Genomic DNA, 16,759 nt, shown 5'->3' with positions numbered 1-16,759 from the left:
CTATAAGGTTAAATAAATGAAATTTCTTGCGAAGGTTTTCGGCAAAATAGGGGCGGGGCTTTCTGCGTTACGCCGTTATGTTGCGCACATTCTCACTGTAATCGTTATTATTTTTGTGGTGAGTGCTATTTTTGCTCCCGATGAAACACCGGAAGTGCCAGAGAGTGGCTTTCTAGTGTTGGCACCTATGGGTGTGTTAGTGGAAGAGCAAGCCAGCATTGATCCGACCGACGCAGTGCTCAACCGCATATTGGGTGGCGGCGAAGTAGCGCAAGAAAATGTTTATGAATTGGTAACCCTTCTAGAGCAAGCCAAAAACGATGATCGCATTACTGGCATGTATTTAAACATGCGCAGATTCGCTGGCGGAAGTTTGAACCATTTGCAGCTGCTTGCCGACGCCATTGCCGATTTTCGTAGTTCGGGCAAAAAGGTATACACAGCAGCAGACAACTACACGCAAACGCAGTATTTGCTTGCAAGCCAAGCCGATGAAATTTGGGTGCATCCGCTTGGCGGAATTATGCTTGAAGGCTTGCGTACTGAGCGCGCGTATTATCGCGAGTTGCTCGACAAGCTGAAAGTAAAAATAAATGTATTCCGTGTTGGAAGTTATAAGTCTGCAGTTGAACCTTATCTACTCAATGGTATGTCAGACGAAGCGAGAGAGAATTTAGAAGGCTGGTTAAATGAGCAATGGCAGCAGTATTTAACGACTGTTGTGCGCCATCGTGACATTGACCCGCGTATGACTTCAGGTAAGTTAGAAGACCTTCTCGCTGCGCTGGAAGAAAGTAACTACGACATGGCTCAAATGGCACAGGAAAATGGTTTGGTAGACGAACTGCTGCACCGCCATGAAGTGCTGGACCGGTTAATTGATTTGGCCGGAGGCGATAAAGAAAAGGGTGAATTCGAACATATTAACCATCGCAATTACTGGCAAACACTGCCTGAAAGCGTTCGCAATCGCAATGCCGACGGCATGATGAGCAATAACCGTGTCGCTATTATTCTTGCCAAAGGTGTAATTGTAGACGGTCAAGGCATGCCGACTGAAATTGGTGGTGACCGGCTTGCAAGCGAGCTCCGTAAAGCGCGCTACGACGATAAAGTAAAAGCAGTTGTGTTGCGAGTAGACAGCCCCGGTGGGAGCGCATTTGCCTCAGAAGTAATACGCCAAGAGTTACTGCAACTGCGTGAAGCAGGCAAACCTGTTATTGCATCGATGAGCTCGGTAGCCGCTTCTGGTGGTTACTGGATTTCGGCGGGTGCGGATCAAATCATAGCAGAGCCTTCAACGATAACAGGCTCTATTGGTGTGTTCGGATTAATTCCAACAGTAGATGAAACCTTGGCTGAAATCGGCGTGTTTTATGACGGCGCAAGTACCACCGAAATTCCCGGTTTTTCAATGACTCAACCTATTACTGAAGAGTTGGGCTTGGTGGTTCAAAGTGGTGTAGACGCCATCTATGAAGACTTTCTCGACTTAGTTGCAGCAGCACGTGGAATGACGCGGGAAGCCGTGCACAATGTTGCTCAGGGCCAAGTTTGGTCGGGTGAGCGAGCACTGCAGCTTGGGCTTGTAGACGAGCTGGGTAACCTTGAACTTGCAGTGCAGCGGGCGGCCGAGAAGGCGGAACTTGAGAGTTATGCGGCTTTTTGGCCCGAGCGTGAGAAAACCTTTATGGAGCAGCTTCTCGAACAGTTGGGGGTTGTGAAAGCCGATGTTGAAGGTCTCGATATTGCAGAGTTACGCCAGTTGCTTAATCCGCGTATGGTATTAAAGCAATTTAACGACCCTCGTGCTATCTACCTGCGTTGTTTCGAATGTGAGTAATTAGTAATTATTAAAAGCACACGAAAAACCGGCTTCTCAGCCGGTTTTTATTTCGACGCATAAGGTACGGGGTGTAGCTCTTGAGAGGCGGTGTTTCTGTGCACATGGTGTGAACACGTTTGAGTTGTTTGCAAGGCCGGCTGATAAGGAAATCACCCACTGGCCCGAAAACCACAGTAGGTTGGTTTTTCTTTTTGCGTATTGAACCAACCGCTCTATATCTCGTAGTTAATTTAACCTCTGTTTAATGTTAATGCTCAGGAAGGACTTTAGATTATGCTCGTGAAGCGAATGGTGATTATGTTGCTCAGTATCAGCGTGGTGCTTGGGCTGATTTTTGGCTATAAGGCTGTTGGAAATTATTTTATGAATGATTTCTTTAATAACATGCCGGCACCCACAGTAACCATAACCGCAACCGAAGTTGACGAGCAGCAGTGGACAAGTGAACTCAGTACGGTTGGCAGTTTCGCGGCGGTGAATGGTACCGAGCTAAGCGTTCAAACTGCCGGTGTCATCACGGCTATTCATGTCGAAAATGGCCAGGCGGTTGAAGCGGGTGATCTTTTGTTCGAACTCGACACCGATGTTGATCGAGCGCAGCTACAGCAACTTATTGCAACTGCAGCACTGGCCCGCACGGAAGCACGCCGGTTGGAGCGTTTGGTAGCCGGCGAGTCTGTGTCTGCCTCAGATTTAGAGCGAGCACAAGGCGAGTTGGCACAAGCTGAGGCTGCAGTAGAAACGCAACGCGCGCAAATTCGCCTTAAAACAGTACGCGCTCCATTTTCCGGTGTACTTGGCATTCGAATGGTGAATTTAGGCGATTATGTAAGCCCCGGTACTGCATTAATTGCATTGGAACAATTCAAACCTATTTATTTTAATTTTACCTTGGCCGAGCGGTTTTTGACTGTTATTGAGCCGGGTATGACCGTGAATGTGCATGTGGAGAGCCAACAGGGGCTGCGCGTACAAGGCGAGGTTATCGCCGTTGAGCCGCGAGTGAATGGCGCCACACGTACGTTTCAAGTACAAGCAAAACTCGCTAATGACGATAACAGGTTACGGCCGGGCATGTTCGCTCGGGTGAGTATGGAAATAGGAGCGCCTCGCACAGCAAAAGTTATTCCGCGAACAGCGGTACAGTTTAATCCGTTCGGTAATGTGGTTTATGTCATTACAGAGAACGAGGAAGAGGGTGAGCAAGAAGCACAACTACAAGTGCAACAACGGTTGATTCGCACAGGTGAAGAGCGTGGTGATGTTGTGGAAGTGGTAGAAGGTTTGCAACGCGGAGAACGTATTGCAACGTCGGGCTTATTGAAGCTTCGTAACGGTGCGGTGGTTAAAATAAATAACGACCCAGACGTGCAACCGAGTGCTGAACTAAACCCGACTCCTGCGAATCGCTAAGGCTAAAACAATGACGAAGTTTACCGATATTTTTATTCGCAAGCCGGTATTGGCAACGGTTATTAGTTTGCTGATATTTTTGGTGGGCTTGCGCGCTATGGTGGACCTAAATGTTCGCCAGTTTCCCGAAATTAAGAATGCCGCTGTTACAGTAACCACCACTTATATTGGTGCCGATGCTGATTTAGTGCAGGGGTTTATTACCACGCCGCTGGAACGCGAAATAGCGGCGACCGACGGAATCGACTATATAGTGTCGTCGTCATCAGCTGGTGTGAGCAGTATTCAAGCTTTTTTGCAACTCAATTACGACCCTAATGCAGCACTCACCCAAATTGCCGCACAGGTAAATAAGCTTCGCTCCGAGCTTCCCGAAAACGCCATGGATCCAGTTGTTGAGTTGTCCATCGGGCAAGACGTAGCGGCTATGTATTTGTCTTTCTACAGTGAATTACTCACCGAAAGCCAAATTACCGATTATTTGGTGCGAGTGGTGGAGCCGCAACTCGCAACTATTGCAGGTGTGCAACGGGCGCAAATTTTGGGCGCGCAGAACTTCGCCATGCGGATTTGGCTGGACTCGCAGCGAATGGCTGCCTTGAATGTTACGGGAGCAGACGTTATGAGCGCTTTACAGCGTAATAATGTGCTCTCTGCTGTTGGTCGAACGAAAGGGCAAATGGTAGCGGTGGATATAACAGCCGACACCGATTTGCGCAGTGTAGAGGACTTTGAGCAACTTATTGTACGCACTGAAAATGCCAGTGTTGTGCGTTTAGTCGATGTCGCTGAAATTGAATTAGGTTCGGAAAGCTACGACGCGTCTGCAAGCTATAACGGCGAACCCGCAACCTTTATTGGTGTAGAGATTGCGCCAGACGCCAATGCCCTCGAAGTGATTGCCGAAGTTCGTAGCGTATGGAATGCTGACATTATTCCACAGCTTCCCGAGGGGCTCGACGCGAGTATATCGTACGACTCCACCGACTATATTCAAAACGCAATTGACGAAGTGGTACTGACCATTGTTCTTGCGCTGGTCATTGTATTAGCGGTTATTTATGCCTTTTTAGGCTCTATGCGTTCGGTAATTATTCCGGCGGTGGCTGTCCCCTTGAGCCTTGTGGGTACGTTCTTCCTCATGCTCATGTTAGGTTTTTCTATTAACCTGCTCACCTTGCTGGCTATGGTGTTGGCCATCGGAATTGTCGTTGACGACGCCATTATTATGTTAGAGAACATACAGCGGCATGTAGAAGACGGTATGTCGCGTATGGACGCCGCCATTTTAGGCGCTCGCCAGCTTGCTGGCCCAGTTATTGTTATGTCGACAACCTTGGTCGCCGTATTTGTACCCATTGGTTTTATTGGTGGGTTAACCGGCACTTTGTTCGTAGAATTTGCCTTCACGCTGGCAGCTACGGTTATTCTGTCCGGTGTTGTCGCCCTTACGTTGTCGCCTATGATGTGTTCGCGTATGTTGCGATCGGCACGAAACAAGGAGCAACGGCCTCGATTTGAGGCATGGCTCGATGCACGTTTTGCAGGGTTGAAAGCACGTTATCAGCGCCGCTTGCATAGTACATTAGAAACACGTTCAGTGATGGCGTTATTCGGGGTTATTGTATTGGTGTCGTGCTATTTTTTATTTACCACCAGCAATTCTGAGTTAGAGCCGCAAGAAGACCTAGGTTTTGTTTTTATTATTAGCCAAGGTGACAGCTTCGCCACACTTGATTACATAGAGCGAAATTCGAGCCAAATGGCAAAGCTTGAACGCGACGTTGACGAAATTGAAATGGCGTTCATTATCAACGGGATGTTAGGGCCTGGAAGTGCGGGTACGGGGATTGGCTTAACCTCATGGAGCGAGCGAGAGCGAACGACTCAGCAGGTACTAGAGGAATCCATACAACCTTTTGTAGACCAAATTCCAGGGTTAAACATTTTTGCGTTGGTTCCTCCATCATTGCCAACGCCGGGTGGCGGTTTGCCGATCGAGTTTGTGATCAGCTCAACACAGTCGCTCGAGAATTTGCGTGAAATTGCCGAAGACGTACGCCAAGACGCAATGGAGGCCGGGCGCTTTATTATGCTTGATATTGACTTGCGCATCGACAGACCAAGGCAAACCATTCATATTGATCGCGAGAAGGCTGCGTTGATGGGGGTTGATATGGCGCAGTTGTCCGCTGACGTTGCGTCGATGATGGCGGGTGCGTACGCCGGGCGATTCGCACTTGAAAATCGTTCGTATCGTGTGATTCCACAAGTGCAGCGAAGCGAACGCCTTACGCCTGAGCAGCTAAGCGCGTTTTATACACGTAATCAAGCAGGGGAACTGGTTCCGCTCAATACCCTGATTACCTTGGAAGAGTCAGTTCAGCCTCAGCAGCTAAAACGCTTTCAACAGTTAAACTCGGTCACGATTTCTGGCATTCCACGGCCGGGTGTGAGTTTAGGTGAAGCTTTGTCTATTCTTGAACAAAGCGCAGCGGAGCGCCTACCAGCGGGCGTGGTTGTGGACTATGCTGGGCAGTCTCGACAGTTTAAAACGGAAGGCCAGCAGTTGGTGGTTACCTTCTTATTTGCTTTAGTTATTATATTCTTAGTGCTCGCAGCGCAATTCGAGTCGTTCCGCGACTCTATTATTGTTCTTGTTACTGTACCGATGAGTATATTTGGTGCTTTAATTTTTGTCAGTCTTGGCTTTACCTCGTTGAATATCTACACCCAGGTGGGCTTGGTGACGCTTATAGGCTTAATTGCGAAGCACGGCATACTTATTGTTGAATTTGCAAATAGGCTGCAGGAAGAGGGTAAGTCTAAACGCGAAGCGGTAGAAGAAGCTGCTGCCATTCGTTTGCGACCAATCTTAATGACGACGGCTGCTACCGTTTTAGCCATGTTGCCCTTGTTAATCGCGAGTGGTCCAGGTGGTGCTTCGCGCTTTGCGATGGGGCTTATTATTGCGGCAGGAATGACCATAGGAACGCTCTTCACCTTATTTGTGTTACCCGCCGTGTATTTGTATTTAGCGAAAACCCGCGCGGCTACATAAACTTGTTTTCTCACCAGTCAGGAAACAAGCAAGCATGAAAAAAGGCGCCGTATTTAATATGGCGCCTTTTTGATCAGCGGGCTTTGTTTCCTCCCGCGCTGAGCTGCTAAATTTTAGTGCTCGTGGCCACCTGGACCATGCACATGGCCATGGTCGAGTTCTTCGGCAGTTGCGTCGCGCACATCCACTACTTTTACATCGAAAGAGAGGTCGAGGCCTGCAAGCGGGTGGTTGCCGTCTACAGTCACTTCGCTGTCGCTAACTTCTACTACCACAACCGACTGTTCACCGTGGTCGGTCGTTGCACGGAACTGCATTCCGGGCGTTACTTCTTGCTCGCCAAAAAGGTTCTTTGGAACGGTTTGAATAAGACCGTCATGGCGTTCGCCGTAGGCTTCAGCAGCAGCAACTACAGCACTGAACTCAGCGCCTGATGCCTTGCCTTCAAGCTCTTTTTCTAAGCCTGAAATAAGCATGCCGCGGCCGAAAATAAAAGCGAGCGGGCGTTCTTCTGATGATTGATCAAGGATGTCGCCGGCAGGATTCTTTACGGTGTAATGAATGGTAACGGCTTTGTCTTGGCTGATAGTTTGACTCATGAATGAGGTTCCATTTTATGTTCGAGAGGGCAGAGGGTGAATTGACTGTCGTTCTGCCCATTCAAGCGAAACTCAGCGTCGGTCTCTAGTTCGGTAGGGACCACGGCTAATATCGCAACGACCCCTTTATGATAACGCACTGAGGTTAGAACTGCACCTGCACGGCGCCAGTTTTCGCCTATTTTCATTTCTAAGGTAGCACCAGCGGTGTCGAATGCGGGATCACTCAAACTACCCGTAAAGCAGCGCGTTCGGCGTTTATTCTGGCCCTTATAATGCATGCGAGCGATGGTTTCCTGGCCAATATAGCAGCCTTTCTTAAAGTTAATGCCTTGGTTTAAATCTAGGTTCAGCATTTGTGGGATATAAACCGCGCCTTGGGCTGCAGGCACGTTTACCCAACCGAGCTCCAGCTCTGCTGCACACCACCATGCACTCTCGTTTTCAGAACGTTCGGAGCGTTCCTTGTCCGCCTCCTGGAATTGCAGGTTTAACACCAAGCCCGTATGCAGTGCTATTAGTATTTGCTGAGGCGTTTCTGCTTTGACTTGCTCAGCGCTTAGCTGGAACTGCTCGGCGGCCTTTGCGCCCCAATGGGCGGTAAAAGTCCACTGGGCGGAGATGTCCTGAATGGCTACTTTGCTAAATACCGCATATTTCTTTAATTGTGTCAGTGTGTCTGCGAGCGAATGCTGGCTAACCAGTAACCAAAACCCTTGTTCCCGAGCAAAAATGCGAAAGGTACTCCACAGCTTACCTTTTGCGTCGCAATAGCCGCCGGCGACCCAAGTGGCGTCATTCACGGCAGCCATGTCGCACGTGAGTTGGCCTTGTAGAAATTTTGCCGCGTCGGGGCCTGTTACCTCAATAATACGCAGCGACGAAACCGGAAAATCGACAACAGCCGAAGACCATTGTTGACCAAAAGAAGGAAGGGGCGTTGTGGTTGTCAAAATGAACACTCCATAATTAGTTCGGCTCATAGTGTAACTTAAACATGCGTGTGGTTAATTTAATTTTCAAGGCAATAGCGGATATGCACGCACAAATTTCACTAAATTTGATAAACTGCAAGCAACCCATTTGAGAAAAGGTGCACTGCATGGAAATGATTCGCCAATCTGAAGAGCAATTGGTTGATAAACGTCGCTTACGCTGGGCATGTCGGCGAGGAATGTTGGAGCTCGACGTGTTGTTTATGCCATTTGTGGAAGAGGCTTACGATGAGCTATCTGACGCACAAAAAGCTGTATTTCGTAGGCTTATAACGTGTGACGATCCAGACTTATTTGCGTGGTTTATGGGGCATCAGCGTTGCCCAGATGCCGAACTTGCGGAAATGGTAGCGCTTATGTTGAAACGGGTGAAAGTCTGATTCGACCGCAAGAGCCGTGCTATCACCTTGTTGCTCACCCGTCTGCATTGCAAAAGAACAGTAGTTGGCTTTTATTTGGGGTGGGTATTGGTGTTCTTTTTGTATCGCTTTCATTTGGCTACTGGCTTTGGTTGCCAGTTGCCATTGCTCTTTTTTGGGCTGCAAAAACTCTACAAACGAACAGCGTAATCGCTGCAGAACGTTTCGATATTCTGTACGAGAACGGCTTCGGCTATGGCAATGGCGAACAGCCCTTTCAATTTTCAAAAGTGGCGCTTGTTTTACCTTGGCTAGTGCGGGTGGAAGTACAGCAAACGCAACAGCGCAGGAGTTGGCGAACGTTTTGGTACGACAGCTACAGCCAAGCCGACTGGCGTCGTATTCGCCGCATTGCACTTAATTGTAAACACGCGAACCCGAGTTCAGAAGGTTAGCTTGGCTTGGTTTCTGGTGCTGGCGTGAGTATGGTTGGACCGGACTCGGGTAGCGTGTCGGGGTAGTCTAACGTGTAATGTAAGCCTCGGCTTTCTTTTCTTAGTGCGGCGCTGCGTATAATAAGCTCTGCTACTTGCGCTAAGTTTCTCAGTTCAAGCAAGTTGTTGCTCACACGAAAGTACGAGTAATACTCGTGAATTTCTTGCTGCAGCAGCTCAACGCGGCGTGCCGCTCGTTGTAAGCGTTTGTCACTACGAACAATACCCACGTAATCCCACATAAATAGGCGCAGTTCGTGCCAATTGTGGTGAATAATAACTTCTTCGTCGGGCTGCGTTACTTGGCTTTCGTCCCATGCAGGCAGACCTTTGGCGATGCCAACTGCAGCCATTTGCGCCTGCATGTGTGCAGCGGCGGCGCGCGCGAATACAACACATTCAAGCAAAGAATTGCTGGCCATTCGATTTGCGCCATGCAAGCCCGTGTAGGCAACTTCGCCAATGGCATATAAGCCGGGAATGTCGGTTTGAGCATTCAAATCTGTTACCACGCCCCCACAGGTGTAATGTGCAGCAGGAACCACTGGCATAGGCTCTTGGGTAATGTCGATACCAAGGCTTAGGCATTTTTCATAAATGGTCGGAAAATGTTGCTGAATAAAGTCTTTATTCTTATGTGAAATGTCCAGGTACATGCACTCCGCACCGAGGCGTTTCATTTCAAAGTCGATAGCGCGAGCCACAACGTCGCGTGGAGCGAGCTCTGCAGACTCATGGAATTCGGGCATAAAGCGAGACCCGTCGGGCCGCAATAAATAAGCACCTTCGCCACGCAGGGCTTCGGTTAAGAGAAAGTTATGCGCTTTCGGGTGGAACAAACACGTAGGGTGAAACTGGTTGAACTCCATATTGGCAACACGACAACCGGCCCGCCATGCCATGGCAATCCCGTCTCCGCTGGCTACGTCTGGGTTGGACGTGTACTGATAAACTTTACTCGCACCGCCAGTACACAGTGCCGTGAAGCGGGCCGCAATGGTAATCACTTTTTCATGAACGCGGTCCCAAACGTAGGCACCGGCGCAACGTTTGTGCGAGTGCTCTTGCTGCAGAATAAGGTCGATGGCGTTGCAGTTTTCAAGCACCTTAATGTTGGGGTGGCTCAGGGCTTGGCTCACTAAGGTTGACTGCACGGCTTTACCGGTAGCGTCTGCGGCATGCAGAATACGGCGGTGGCTGTGGCCCCCTTCGCGGGTAAGGTGATAGCCCGAGCTGCCGTCTTGTTTGGTTTCTCGGTCAAAATCAACGCCGAGATCGATAAGCCACTGTAGACTTTCGCGTGCATTCGAAGCGGTATAGGTAACGACATCGCGGTCGCAAATACCGGCGCCAGCAATGAGCGTGTCTTCTACATGCGACTCGATACTGTCATTCTCGTCGAACACAGCCGCAATACCACCTTGAGCGTAGTAAGTAGAACCTTCTTCCAGCGGCCCCTTACTTAACACAATGACTTGGCAGGTTTTTGCTTGTTGTAACGCAAGCGAAAGCCCAGCGGCGCCACTGCCAATAATCAATACATCGCACTCAGACATAGCACTTGTTGACATGATCAGATATCGTATTTAGAAAGTCGTGCGGGGATTTTACCCTGTTCAGAAAAAAGTTGTGAAAAAAATGCGAACTTTTCCAGAATTGCTGGGTCTAGTAGTTACAGTGAGGCAAGAATCACGCTCGGGCCGCAACGTATATTCTCGAAAAGACGAAGAATAATGACCAGGAGAGAGTAGGCTCGAATGAGCGAACAGGAAATTGATCAACAGCTGGTTGAGCGAGTACAGCAGGGTGATCAGCGTGCTTTTGATATATTGGTAAAAAAATACCAACATAAAATCATGAGCTTAATAGCACGCTATGTGAAACAACCTGGTGATGTAGCCGATGTAGCGCAAGAAGCATTTATTAAGGCGTATCGTGCTTTGCCAAACTTTAGAGGCGAAAGTGCGTTTTACACGTGGCTTTATCGCATTGCAGTAAATACAGCGAAGAATTATCTGGTGTCGCGTGGCAGAAAGCCGCCAAGTTCAGACATTGACGCCCAAGACGCGGCTTTTTTGGACGATGGACATGGCTTGAAAGACATTGCCACACCTGAACAGTTATTAATGTCTGAGCAGCTCAAAACGGTAATTATGACCACCATTGAGAGCTTGCCAGATGATTTAAAACAAGCTATCACGCTCAGAGAGCTTGACGGTTTGGGATATGAAGACATTGCGATCACGATGGATTGTCCTATTGGTACCGTTCGGTCACGGATCTTTAGAGCGCGTGAAGCAATAGAAGAGAAAATAAGGCCGTTGCTAGAACGAGACTAAGTTTAATTGAGGAAGCACTATGACCGATCGCCAGAATGAACAACTTTCTGCATTATTAGATGCTCATTTTGAGTCAGAAAGCCAATGTTCGGAAAGTATCGAAAACCTGGTTCGGAATGAAGACGCACAGTCGTCTTGGTTCCACTACCAGCTTATTGGCGCGGTAATGCGAAACGAGGCAAAAGTAGGCACTCGGCTTGATATTTCGGCTGCGGTTGCTGCGCAGGTTGCGCGTGAACCGGCCATGATTGCACCCCGAAAAAATATGCTCGCAGCGTTTCGCGCGCAGCAGTGGTTGAAACCTGCCGCAAATGTGGCGGTAGCGGCAAGTGTGGCATTAGTAACAGTATTTGGGGTAATGCAATATCAACGCATCGACGACGGTAGTGCGGTTGAGGGTGCTGTGGAGCGAAACGGCCATCAGTCGGTATTACAAACTATTCCGATGGGCGGAACGTTAAACCCGGTAAGTTTTACGGTGCCGCCTGCACGGTCGATAAACAATGACGATTCTGCCGCGAACCAAGAGCGTGCATTGCAACGCGCGCAGTTACAAGCGTATATGCTTGATCATGAGCTTCGGTTACAATGGGGCGTTCAACAAGCAACAGAAGCCACAAGCGCAGAAGGTAGTACAGAAGCGAATGAAAGTGAGCAGCCAAAACAATTGGAAGAGCCTCCGCAGTAGCATTTTAAGGCAGGCGCTTTTGCTGACCTGCCTGGTATTTTTTGGCACTGCCGCGGCACAAGAAACTGCACAAGAACGAAATGATCGTGAGCGGTCGGAAAATATCGATCCGAGAGTAGTGGCCGAGGGTGAGCTTTGGTTTCAACGCATGCACCAAGCACTTACTCAACTCAATTATACCGCCTCTTTTGTGACGGTAACCAACCACAGCGTACAAACCTACCGTTGGATGCAGAGCCATACTCCGGCTGGCAGCCGTGTTGAGCTCATTGAAACGTTAAATGGCCCGTTGAATCAGTCTATCCGGTTAAACAACCAAGTGGTATACGTTAGGCCCATGAGTAGGCCGTATTCAACCCGCGCTAACGCACTGGTGAGCCCTATTCCTGCCGCGCTTTATCAGCATTTCTCCAAAATCGATGAAAGCTATCAAGCAATTTCGTTAGCGGGGGAGCGCGTGGTTGATCGTAACGCCGTTCGTTTACGTTTAATGTCGCGAGAACGCAACCGCTACTTCTATTCCTTATGGGTTGACCGTGAAACCGGTATGTTACTGGGTGTACAAACCCACACAGCCGAAGGCGGTTTCGTTGAACAGGTTATGCTTACCTCTTTTCAGCCGCATAGTGTGCCTCTGCAAGAGGCTTTAGTGATTGAGAACGAGTGGCAACATGTTCCGCCTACGCAAGAACTCGAGCAAGCAGAACCGCGTTCCCAATGGCAGTTCTCTAATTTACCCAGCGGGTTTGAGTTGCAGCGTAGCCAGCATATTCAAGTCGCGATGAATGGGCCGCCAGCCGACCACTTTCTTTTTTCCGACGGTATGGTGAATTTTTCCGTGTACATCAGCGAAGGCGCCGAGCGCTCTACGCCAATGCAGTACCAAGGCGAATTGTCGTTTATAACCGTTGAACAAGCAGACTTTACCGTTACAGTCGTGGGGCGTATACCACTGCAGTTGTCGGAGCAAATTGCAAATTCAGTGAGCCGCAAGCCATGATTCGCGAAGTGGGTGAGGTGATTGCGCAACAAGAGGGTTGGCTGCAAGTTAAAACAGCGCTCAAGCAAGGTTGTTCAGGCTGTCAACACCAAAACCATTGTGGTGCGGGGCTGTTAGCAAAGGCACTACCGAAACGAGACGGAATTGTGCACGTGCCAGCGAATGGCGAATTTAAGGTTGGCGACCGAGTGGAACTGCATCTGCCAGAACAGGTGATGGTGCGCTTTTCAATGCTCCTTTACGGGCTGCCATTGCTTGGGCTGGTGTTTGGTGCTGGGTTGGCGTCTTGGTTATTTCCAGGCTCGGAACCGGCGGCTATTTTCACTGCTTTTGGCGCAATGGCTGTAAGCTTTTGGGTGATTCGGCGTTACTTACAACGTCGCGATATTAAAATTAAAACCTGCCTTGAGGTGCAAACCCTTCCGCACCTGTGACCTTGCATTGTGATTATGTGCAAAAGCCAGTAAAATTCGCCCCTAAAATTTAGTTTTTGAGGTATTCATGAGCCAAAACGGCGTTGCTAAAGCCAATATTCGTAATTTTTCTATTATTGCCCATATCGATCACGGTAAGTCGACGTTGTCCGATCGGTTAATTTCTTATTGTGGCGGATTAACAGATCGCGAAATGGCGGAGCAAGTGCTCGACAGCATGGACATTGAGCGCGAGCGCGGAATTACCATTAAAGCGCAAAGTGTAACCTTGTATTATGACGCCGACGACGGTGAGCGTTATCAGTTGAACTTCATCGATACGCCCGGCCACGTGGACTTTTCTTATGAAGTGTCGCGCAGCCTTGCCGGTTGCGAAGGTGCACTATTGGTAGTGGACGCCGCACAAGGTGTGGAAGCGCAAACGCTCGCCAACTGCTACACCGCAATTGACATGAACCTTGAAGTGGTTCCCATTCTGAACAAAATTGACTTGCCGCAGGCGGAACCTGAGCGTGTGGCGCAAGAAATTGAAGACATTGTTGGTATTGAAGCTATTGACGCGGTGCAATGTTCGGCAAAAACCGGTATTGGTATTCGCGATGTGCTAGAGCGCATTGTTAAACAAATTCCGTCACCCAAAGAAGAAGCCGACGACGATGCTCCGGTGCAAGCCTTAATTATGGACTCTTGGTTCGACAACTACCAAGGCGTTGTTTCCTTAGTGCGTATTAAAAAAGGCGTAGTCCGAGCCGGTGAAAAAATGAAGGTTATGTCGACAGGGCAAAGCCACCTGATCGATAAAGTTGGCATATTTACCCCTAAGCAAACCGAAACCGGTATTTTACGTGCGGGTGAAGTGGGTTATATCATTGCCGGCATTAAAGACATTCATGGCGCGCCGGTAGGCGACACCTTAACCTTAGCAAAAGTACCAGCAGACAAGCCGTTGCCCGGCTTTAAAAAGGTTAAACCACAGGTGTATGCGGGAATGTTCCCCATCAGTTCCGACGACTATGAGAACTTCCGCGATGCACTCGACAAATTGAGCTTGAACGACGCCTCGCTGTTCTTTGAACCTGAAAACTCTGGTGCCCTTGGCTTTGGTTTCCGTTGTGGTTTCCTAGGCATGCTGCACATGGAAATTATTCAAGAACGTTTGGAGCGTGAGTACGACATTGACTTAATTACTACGGCGCCAACCGTGGTTTATAAAGTTTTGACCACAAAGGGGCAGGAGTTAAAAGTTGATAACCCGGCGCATTTGCCTTCGGTAAACGATATTGAAGAAATTGCCGAACCCATTGTAGAGGCGCATATACTGGTTCCACAGGAACATGTAGGCAATGTAATTACGCTCTGTGTGGAAAAGCGCGGCATGCAAAAAAGCATGACTTACCATGGTAAGCAAGTGGCACTCACGTATGAACTGCCGATGGCCGAAGTGGTCATGGACTTTTTTGACCGTTTGAAGTCCACCAGCCGTGGCTATGCGTCTCTCGACTACCATTTCAAACGCTTTGAACCTTCTGACATGGTGCGTGTAGACATCATGATTAACGGTGAACGGGTTGACGCTTTAGCCATGATTTGTCACCGCAGTATCAGCCAGTCGCGCGGCCGCGATGTGGTAGACAAAATGCGTGAGCTTATTCCACGGCAAATGTTCGACATTGCTATTCAGGCTGCTATTGGTAACCATGTTATTGCCCGTAGCACGGTAAAACAGTTGCGCAAGAACGTTACAGCCAAGTGTTATGGTGGCGACGTAAGCCGTAAGAAAAAGCTCTTACAGAAGCAAAAAGAAGGGAAGAAGCGTATGAAGCAGCTCGGTAACGTTGAGGTGCCACAAGAGGCTTTCCTTGCTGTATTAAGAACAGGAAAATAGGCATGGGAGCCAAGGATTAATGACCACATTTTACTTCTCACTCTTGCTGGTGGTTGCGACCGCATTTACCGGCATTGTTTGGCTAATTGATCATTGGCTGTTCAAACCAAAACGCGAGCAAGCCATTGCGGCGGTGTCGGCAAAAACGGGGACTGCGCTTACCGAGGAGGAAGCTCGGCGTGCAGCGCCCGAGCCGAGTATCGTGGAGTTTTCACGTGCCGCTTTTCCTGTAATTGCCTTTATTCTCATTCTGCGTTCTTTTTTCTATGAGCCCTTTCGTATTCCGTCGGGGTCGATGATGCCAACGCTATTGGTTGGCGATTTTATTCTGGTTGAAAAGTTTCGCTACGGAATTCGTGACCCACTCTTTAGAAAAGAATTTTTAAACACAGGGCGCCCAGAACACGGCGACGTTGCGGTGTTTAAATTTCCTTTAGAGCCCGACATTGACTATATAAAAAGGGTGATTGGTTTACCGGGCGACCGTGTTATTTACCAAGACAAACGTTTTTTTATTGAAAAAGCCTGTGCGCCTGACTGTCGTGGAGAGCAGCAAGTAGAAATTACCCAAGAACTTGTAGCCGATGGCGAATATTATATGGGGCGCACACCACTACGAACCTACCAAGAGGTTCATGGCGAGCAGCACTATTCCATTTTGGTTAATCCGGCAAGTGGCAACCAAATGGTGAATTATTTTAATCAGAGTAATACACGGCGCAACGAATGGGTGGTACCCGAAGGGCATTACTTTGTTATTGGCGATAACCGTGATAATTCCCGCGACAGCCGGTTTTGGGGCTTTGTGCACGAAGACCTGTTGGTTGGCCGTGCGGTGTTCGTTTGGCTGAGCCTCGATTTTGAGCATGGGCCAGACTCGCGGTTGCCTCGCTGGTTGCCGTCGCGAATTCGTTTTGACCGACTGGGGAGTATAGATTGAATTTAACGGAGCAGCAGAATCGGCTACTCGCGTCGGCGATAGGGTATGAAGTTAAAGATAAAGCATTATTGAAGCAGGCCTTAACTCACCGCAGTGCCAGTGCGAAACACTATGAGCGGTTAGAGTTTTTGGGCGACTCGTTGTTAAGTGTGTTTATTGCTGAGGCTCTTTTTCGCCAGTTCCCAAAGGCGCAAGAAGGTGATTTAAGCCGAATGCGCGCTACATTGGTGTGCGGCCCCATGTTGGCAAAAATTGCCGTGCAATTTGAGCTTGGTAACTTTTTAAATTTAGGCCCCGGTGAACTCAAAAGCGGTGGGTACAGGCGTGAGTCGATTTTGTCGGATACAGTAGAAGCCTTGATTGGTGCTATTTACCTTGAAAGTGGCATGGATAAATGCCGCGAGGTGGTTATGGCGTGGTTTGCGCCTATGCTGGCAACCATTAAGCCTGGGCAGAATCAAAAAGACCCGAAAACGCGTTTACAAGAGTTATTGCAAGCGAAACAAATGAGTGTGCCAAGCTATGAAGTAGTAGAAACGACAGGGAAGGCGCATAATCAGAAATTCAAGGTGAGTTGTGCGCATGAATTGCTCGGAGAACCTACAATAGGGGAAGGTACCAGCCGCCGAAAAGCAGAGCAGGCCGCTGCAGAAAAAGCACTCGATATTTTAGCCAAGCTAGAGAACTCAAAAGCGTAAAGTAAATT

The 16,759-nt window shown here is 48.9% G+C and carries 15 protein-coding genes; 12 read left to right on the top strand and 3 right to left on the bottom strand.

The window, feature by feature from the left end:
* The first annotated feature begins 16 nt into the window (after nt 1-16).
* From sppA to DQW12_RS01860, 3 genes are all read left to right on the top strand, one after another.
* Nucleotides 17-1,843 (top strand): signal peptide peptidase SppA, encoded by a 1,827-nt coding sequence (gene sppA / locus DQW12_RS01870; RefSeq protein ID WP_113906012.1) that lies wholly within the window; start codon nt 17-19, stop codon nt 1,841-1,843.
* 276 nt (nt 1,844-2,119) lie between these two features.
* Nucleotides 2,120-3,259, top strand: coding sequence for an efflux RND transporter periplasmic adaptor subunit (locus DQW12_RS01865; RefSeq protein ID WP_113906010.1), 1,140 nt, complete (start codon nt 2,120-2,122; stop codon nt 3,257-3,259).
* Between the two features lie 10 nt (nt 3,260-3,269).
* Complete coding sequence (locus DQW12_RS01860; RefSeq protein WP_113906008.1) at nt 3,270-6,320, top strand: efflux RND transporter permease subunit; 3,051 nt, start codon at nt 3,270-3,272, stop codon at nt 6,318-6,320.
* Between the two features lie 113 nt (nt 6,321-6,433).
* Here the strand turns inward: DQW12_RS01860 and DQW12_RS01855 are convergent, their stop codons facing one another.
* Together DQW12_RS01855 and ygfZ are read right to left on the bottom strand one after the other, a co-directional pair.
* Nucleotides 6,434-6,919 (bottom strand): FKBP-type peptidyl-prolyl cis-trans isomerase, encoded by a 486-nt coding sequence (locus DQW12_RS01855; protein ID WP_113906006.1) that lies wholly within the window; start codon nt 6,917-6,919, stop codon nt 6,434-6,436.
* Nucleotides 6,916-7,872 (bottom strand): CAF17-like 4Fe-4S cluster assembly/insertion protein YgfZ, encoded by a 957-nt coding sequence (gene ygfZ / locus DQW12_RS01850; RefSeq protein WP_198683877.1) that lies wholly within the window; start codon nt 7,870-7,872, stop codon nt 6,916-6,918. Before ygfZ ends, DQW12_RS01855 begins: the two co-directional genes overlap by 4 nt.
* Nucleotides 7,873-8,021: 149 nt before the next feature.
* Between ygfZ and DQW12_RS01845 the strand changes: the two genes are divergently transcribed.
* Both DQW12_RS01845 and DQW12_RS01840 read left to right on the top strand, forming a co-directional pair.
* Nucleotides 8,022-8,294: an FAD assembly factor SdhE gene (locus DQW12_RS01845; RefSeq protein WP_113906002.1), complete on the top strand. Its 273-nt coding sequence runs from the start codon at nt 8,022-8,024 to the stop codon at nt 8,292-8,294.
* Entirely contained in the window at nt 8,213-8,728 is a 516-nt protein-coding gene (locus tag DQW12_RS01840) for a protein YgfX (RefSeq protein WP_306418735.1), read from the top strand. The genes DQW12_RS01845 and DQW12_RS01840 overlap by 82 nt, the downstream gene beginning before the upstream one ends.
* On the opposite strand, the gene nadB is transcribed toward DQW12_RS01840, so the two are convergent.
* On the bottom strand, nt 8,725-10,338 hold the full coding sequence (gene nadB, locus DQW12_RS01835) for an L-aspartate oxidase (protein ID WP_113905998.1): 1,614 nt from the start codon (nt 10,336-10,338) through the stop codon (nt 8,725-8,727). The two genes, DQW12_RS01840 and nadB, sit on opposite strands and share 4 nt — an antisense overlap.
* Nucleotides 10,339-10,524: 186 nt before the next feature.
* Here nadB and rpoE point away from each other — a divergent pair, with 186 nt between their 5' ends.
* The 7 genes from rpoE to rnc all read left to right on the top strand — a co-directional run bounded on the left by rpoE (nt 10,525) and on the right by rnc (nt 16,751).
* Nucleotides 10,525-11,106, top strand: coding sequence for an RNA polymerase sigma factor RpoE (gene rpoE, locus DQW12_RS01830; protein WP_113905996.1), 582 nt, complete (start codon nt 10,525-10,527; stop codon nt 11,104-11,106).
* A 19-nt stretch (nt 11,107-11,125) separates the two neighbouring features.
* Nucleotides 11,126-11,794, top strand: coding sequence for a sigma-E factor negative regulatory protein (locus DQW12_RS01825; RefSeq protein ID WP_113905994.1), 669 nt, complete (start codon nt 11,126-11,128; stop codon nt 11,792-11,794).
* Entirely contained in the window at nt 11,751-12,794 is a 1,044-nt protein-coding gene (locus DQW12_RS01820; protein ID WP_198683876.1) for a MucB/RseB C-terminal domain-containing protein, read from the top strand. The genes DQW12_RS01825 and DQW12_RS01820 overlap by 44 nt, the downstream gene beginning before the upstream one ends.
* Nucleotides 12,791-13,228 (top strand): SoxR reducing system RseC family protein, encoded by a 438-nt coding sequence (locus DQW12_RS01815; RefSeq protein ID WP_113905992.1) that lies wholly within the window; start codon nt 12,791-12,793, stop codon nt 13,226-13,228. Before DQW12_RS01820 ends, DQW12_RS01815 begins: the two co-directional genes overlap by 4 nt.
* A 67-nt stretch (nt 13,229-13,295) precedes the next feature.
* On the top strand, nt 13,296-15,113 hold the full coding sequence (gene lepA / locus DQW12_RS01810) for a translation elongation factor 4 (protein ID WP_113905991.1): 1,818 nt from the start codon (nt 13,296-13,298) through the stop codon (nt 15,111-15,113).
* A gap of 19 nt (nt 15,114-15,132) precedes the next feature.
* Nucleotides 15,133-16,053, top strand: coding sequence for a signal peptidase I (lepB, locus tag DQW12_RS01805; protein ID WP_113905990.1), 921 nt, complete (start codon nt 15,133-15,135; stop codon nt 16,051-16,053).
* On the top strand, nt 16,050-16,751 hold the full coding sequence (rnc, locus tag DQW12_RS01800) for a ribonuclease III (RefSeq protein ID WP_113905989.1): 702 nt from the start codon (nt 16,050-16,052) through the stop codon (nt 16,749-16,751). Before lepB ends, rnc begins: the two co-directional genes overlap by 4 nt.
* Nucleotides 16,752-16,759 lie beyond the last annotated feature (8 nt).

Origin of the sequence: Aliidiomarina celeris, assembly GCF_003316875.1 — a bacterium.
Taxonomy (GTDB): domain Bacteria; phylum Pseudomonadota; class Gammaproteobacteria; order Enterobacterales; family Alteromonadaceae; genus Aliidiomarina; species Aliidiomarina celeris.
This window is presented reverse-complemented; position numbering and strand designations above follow the sequence as displayed.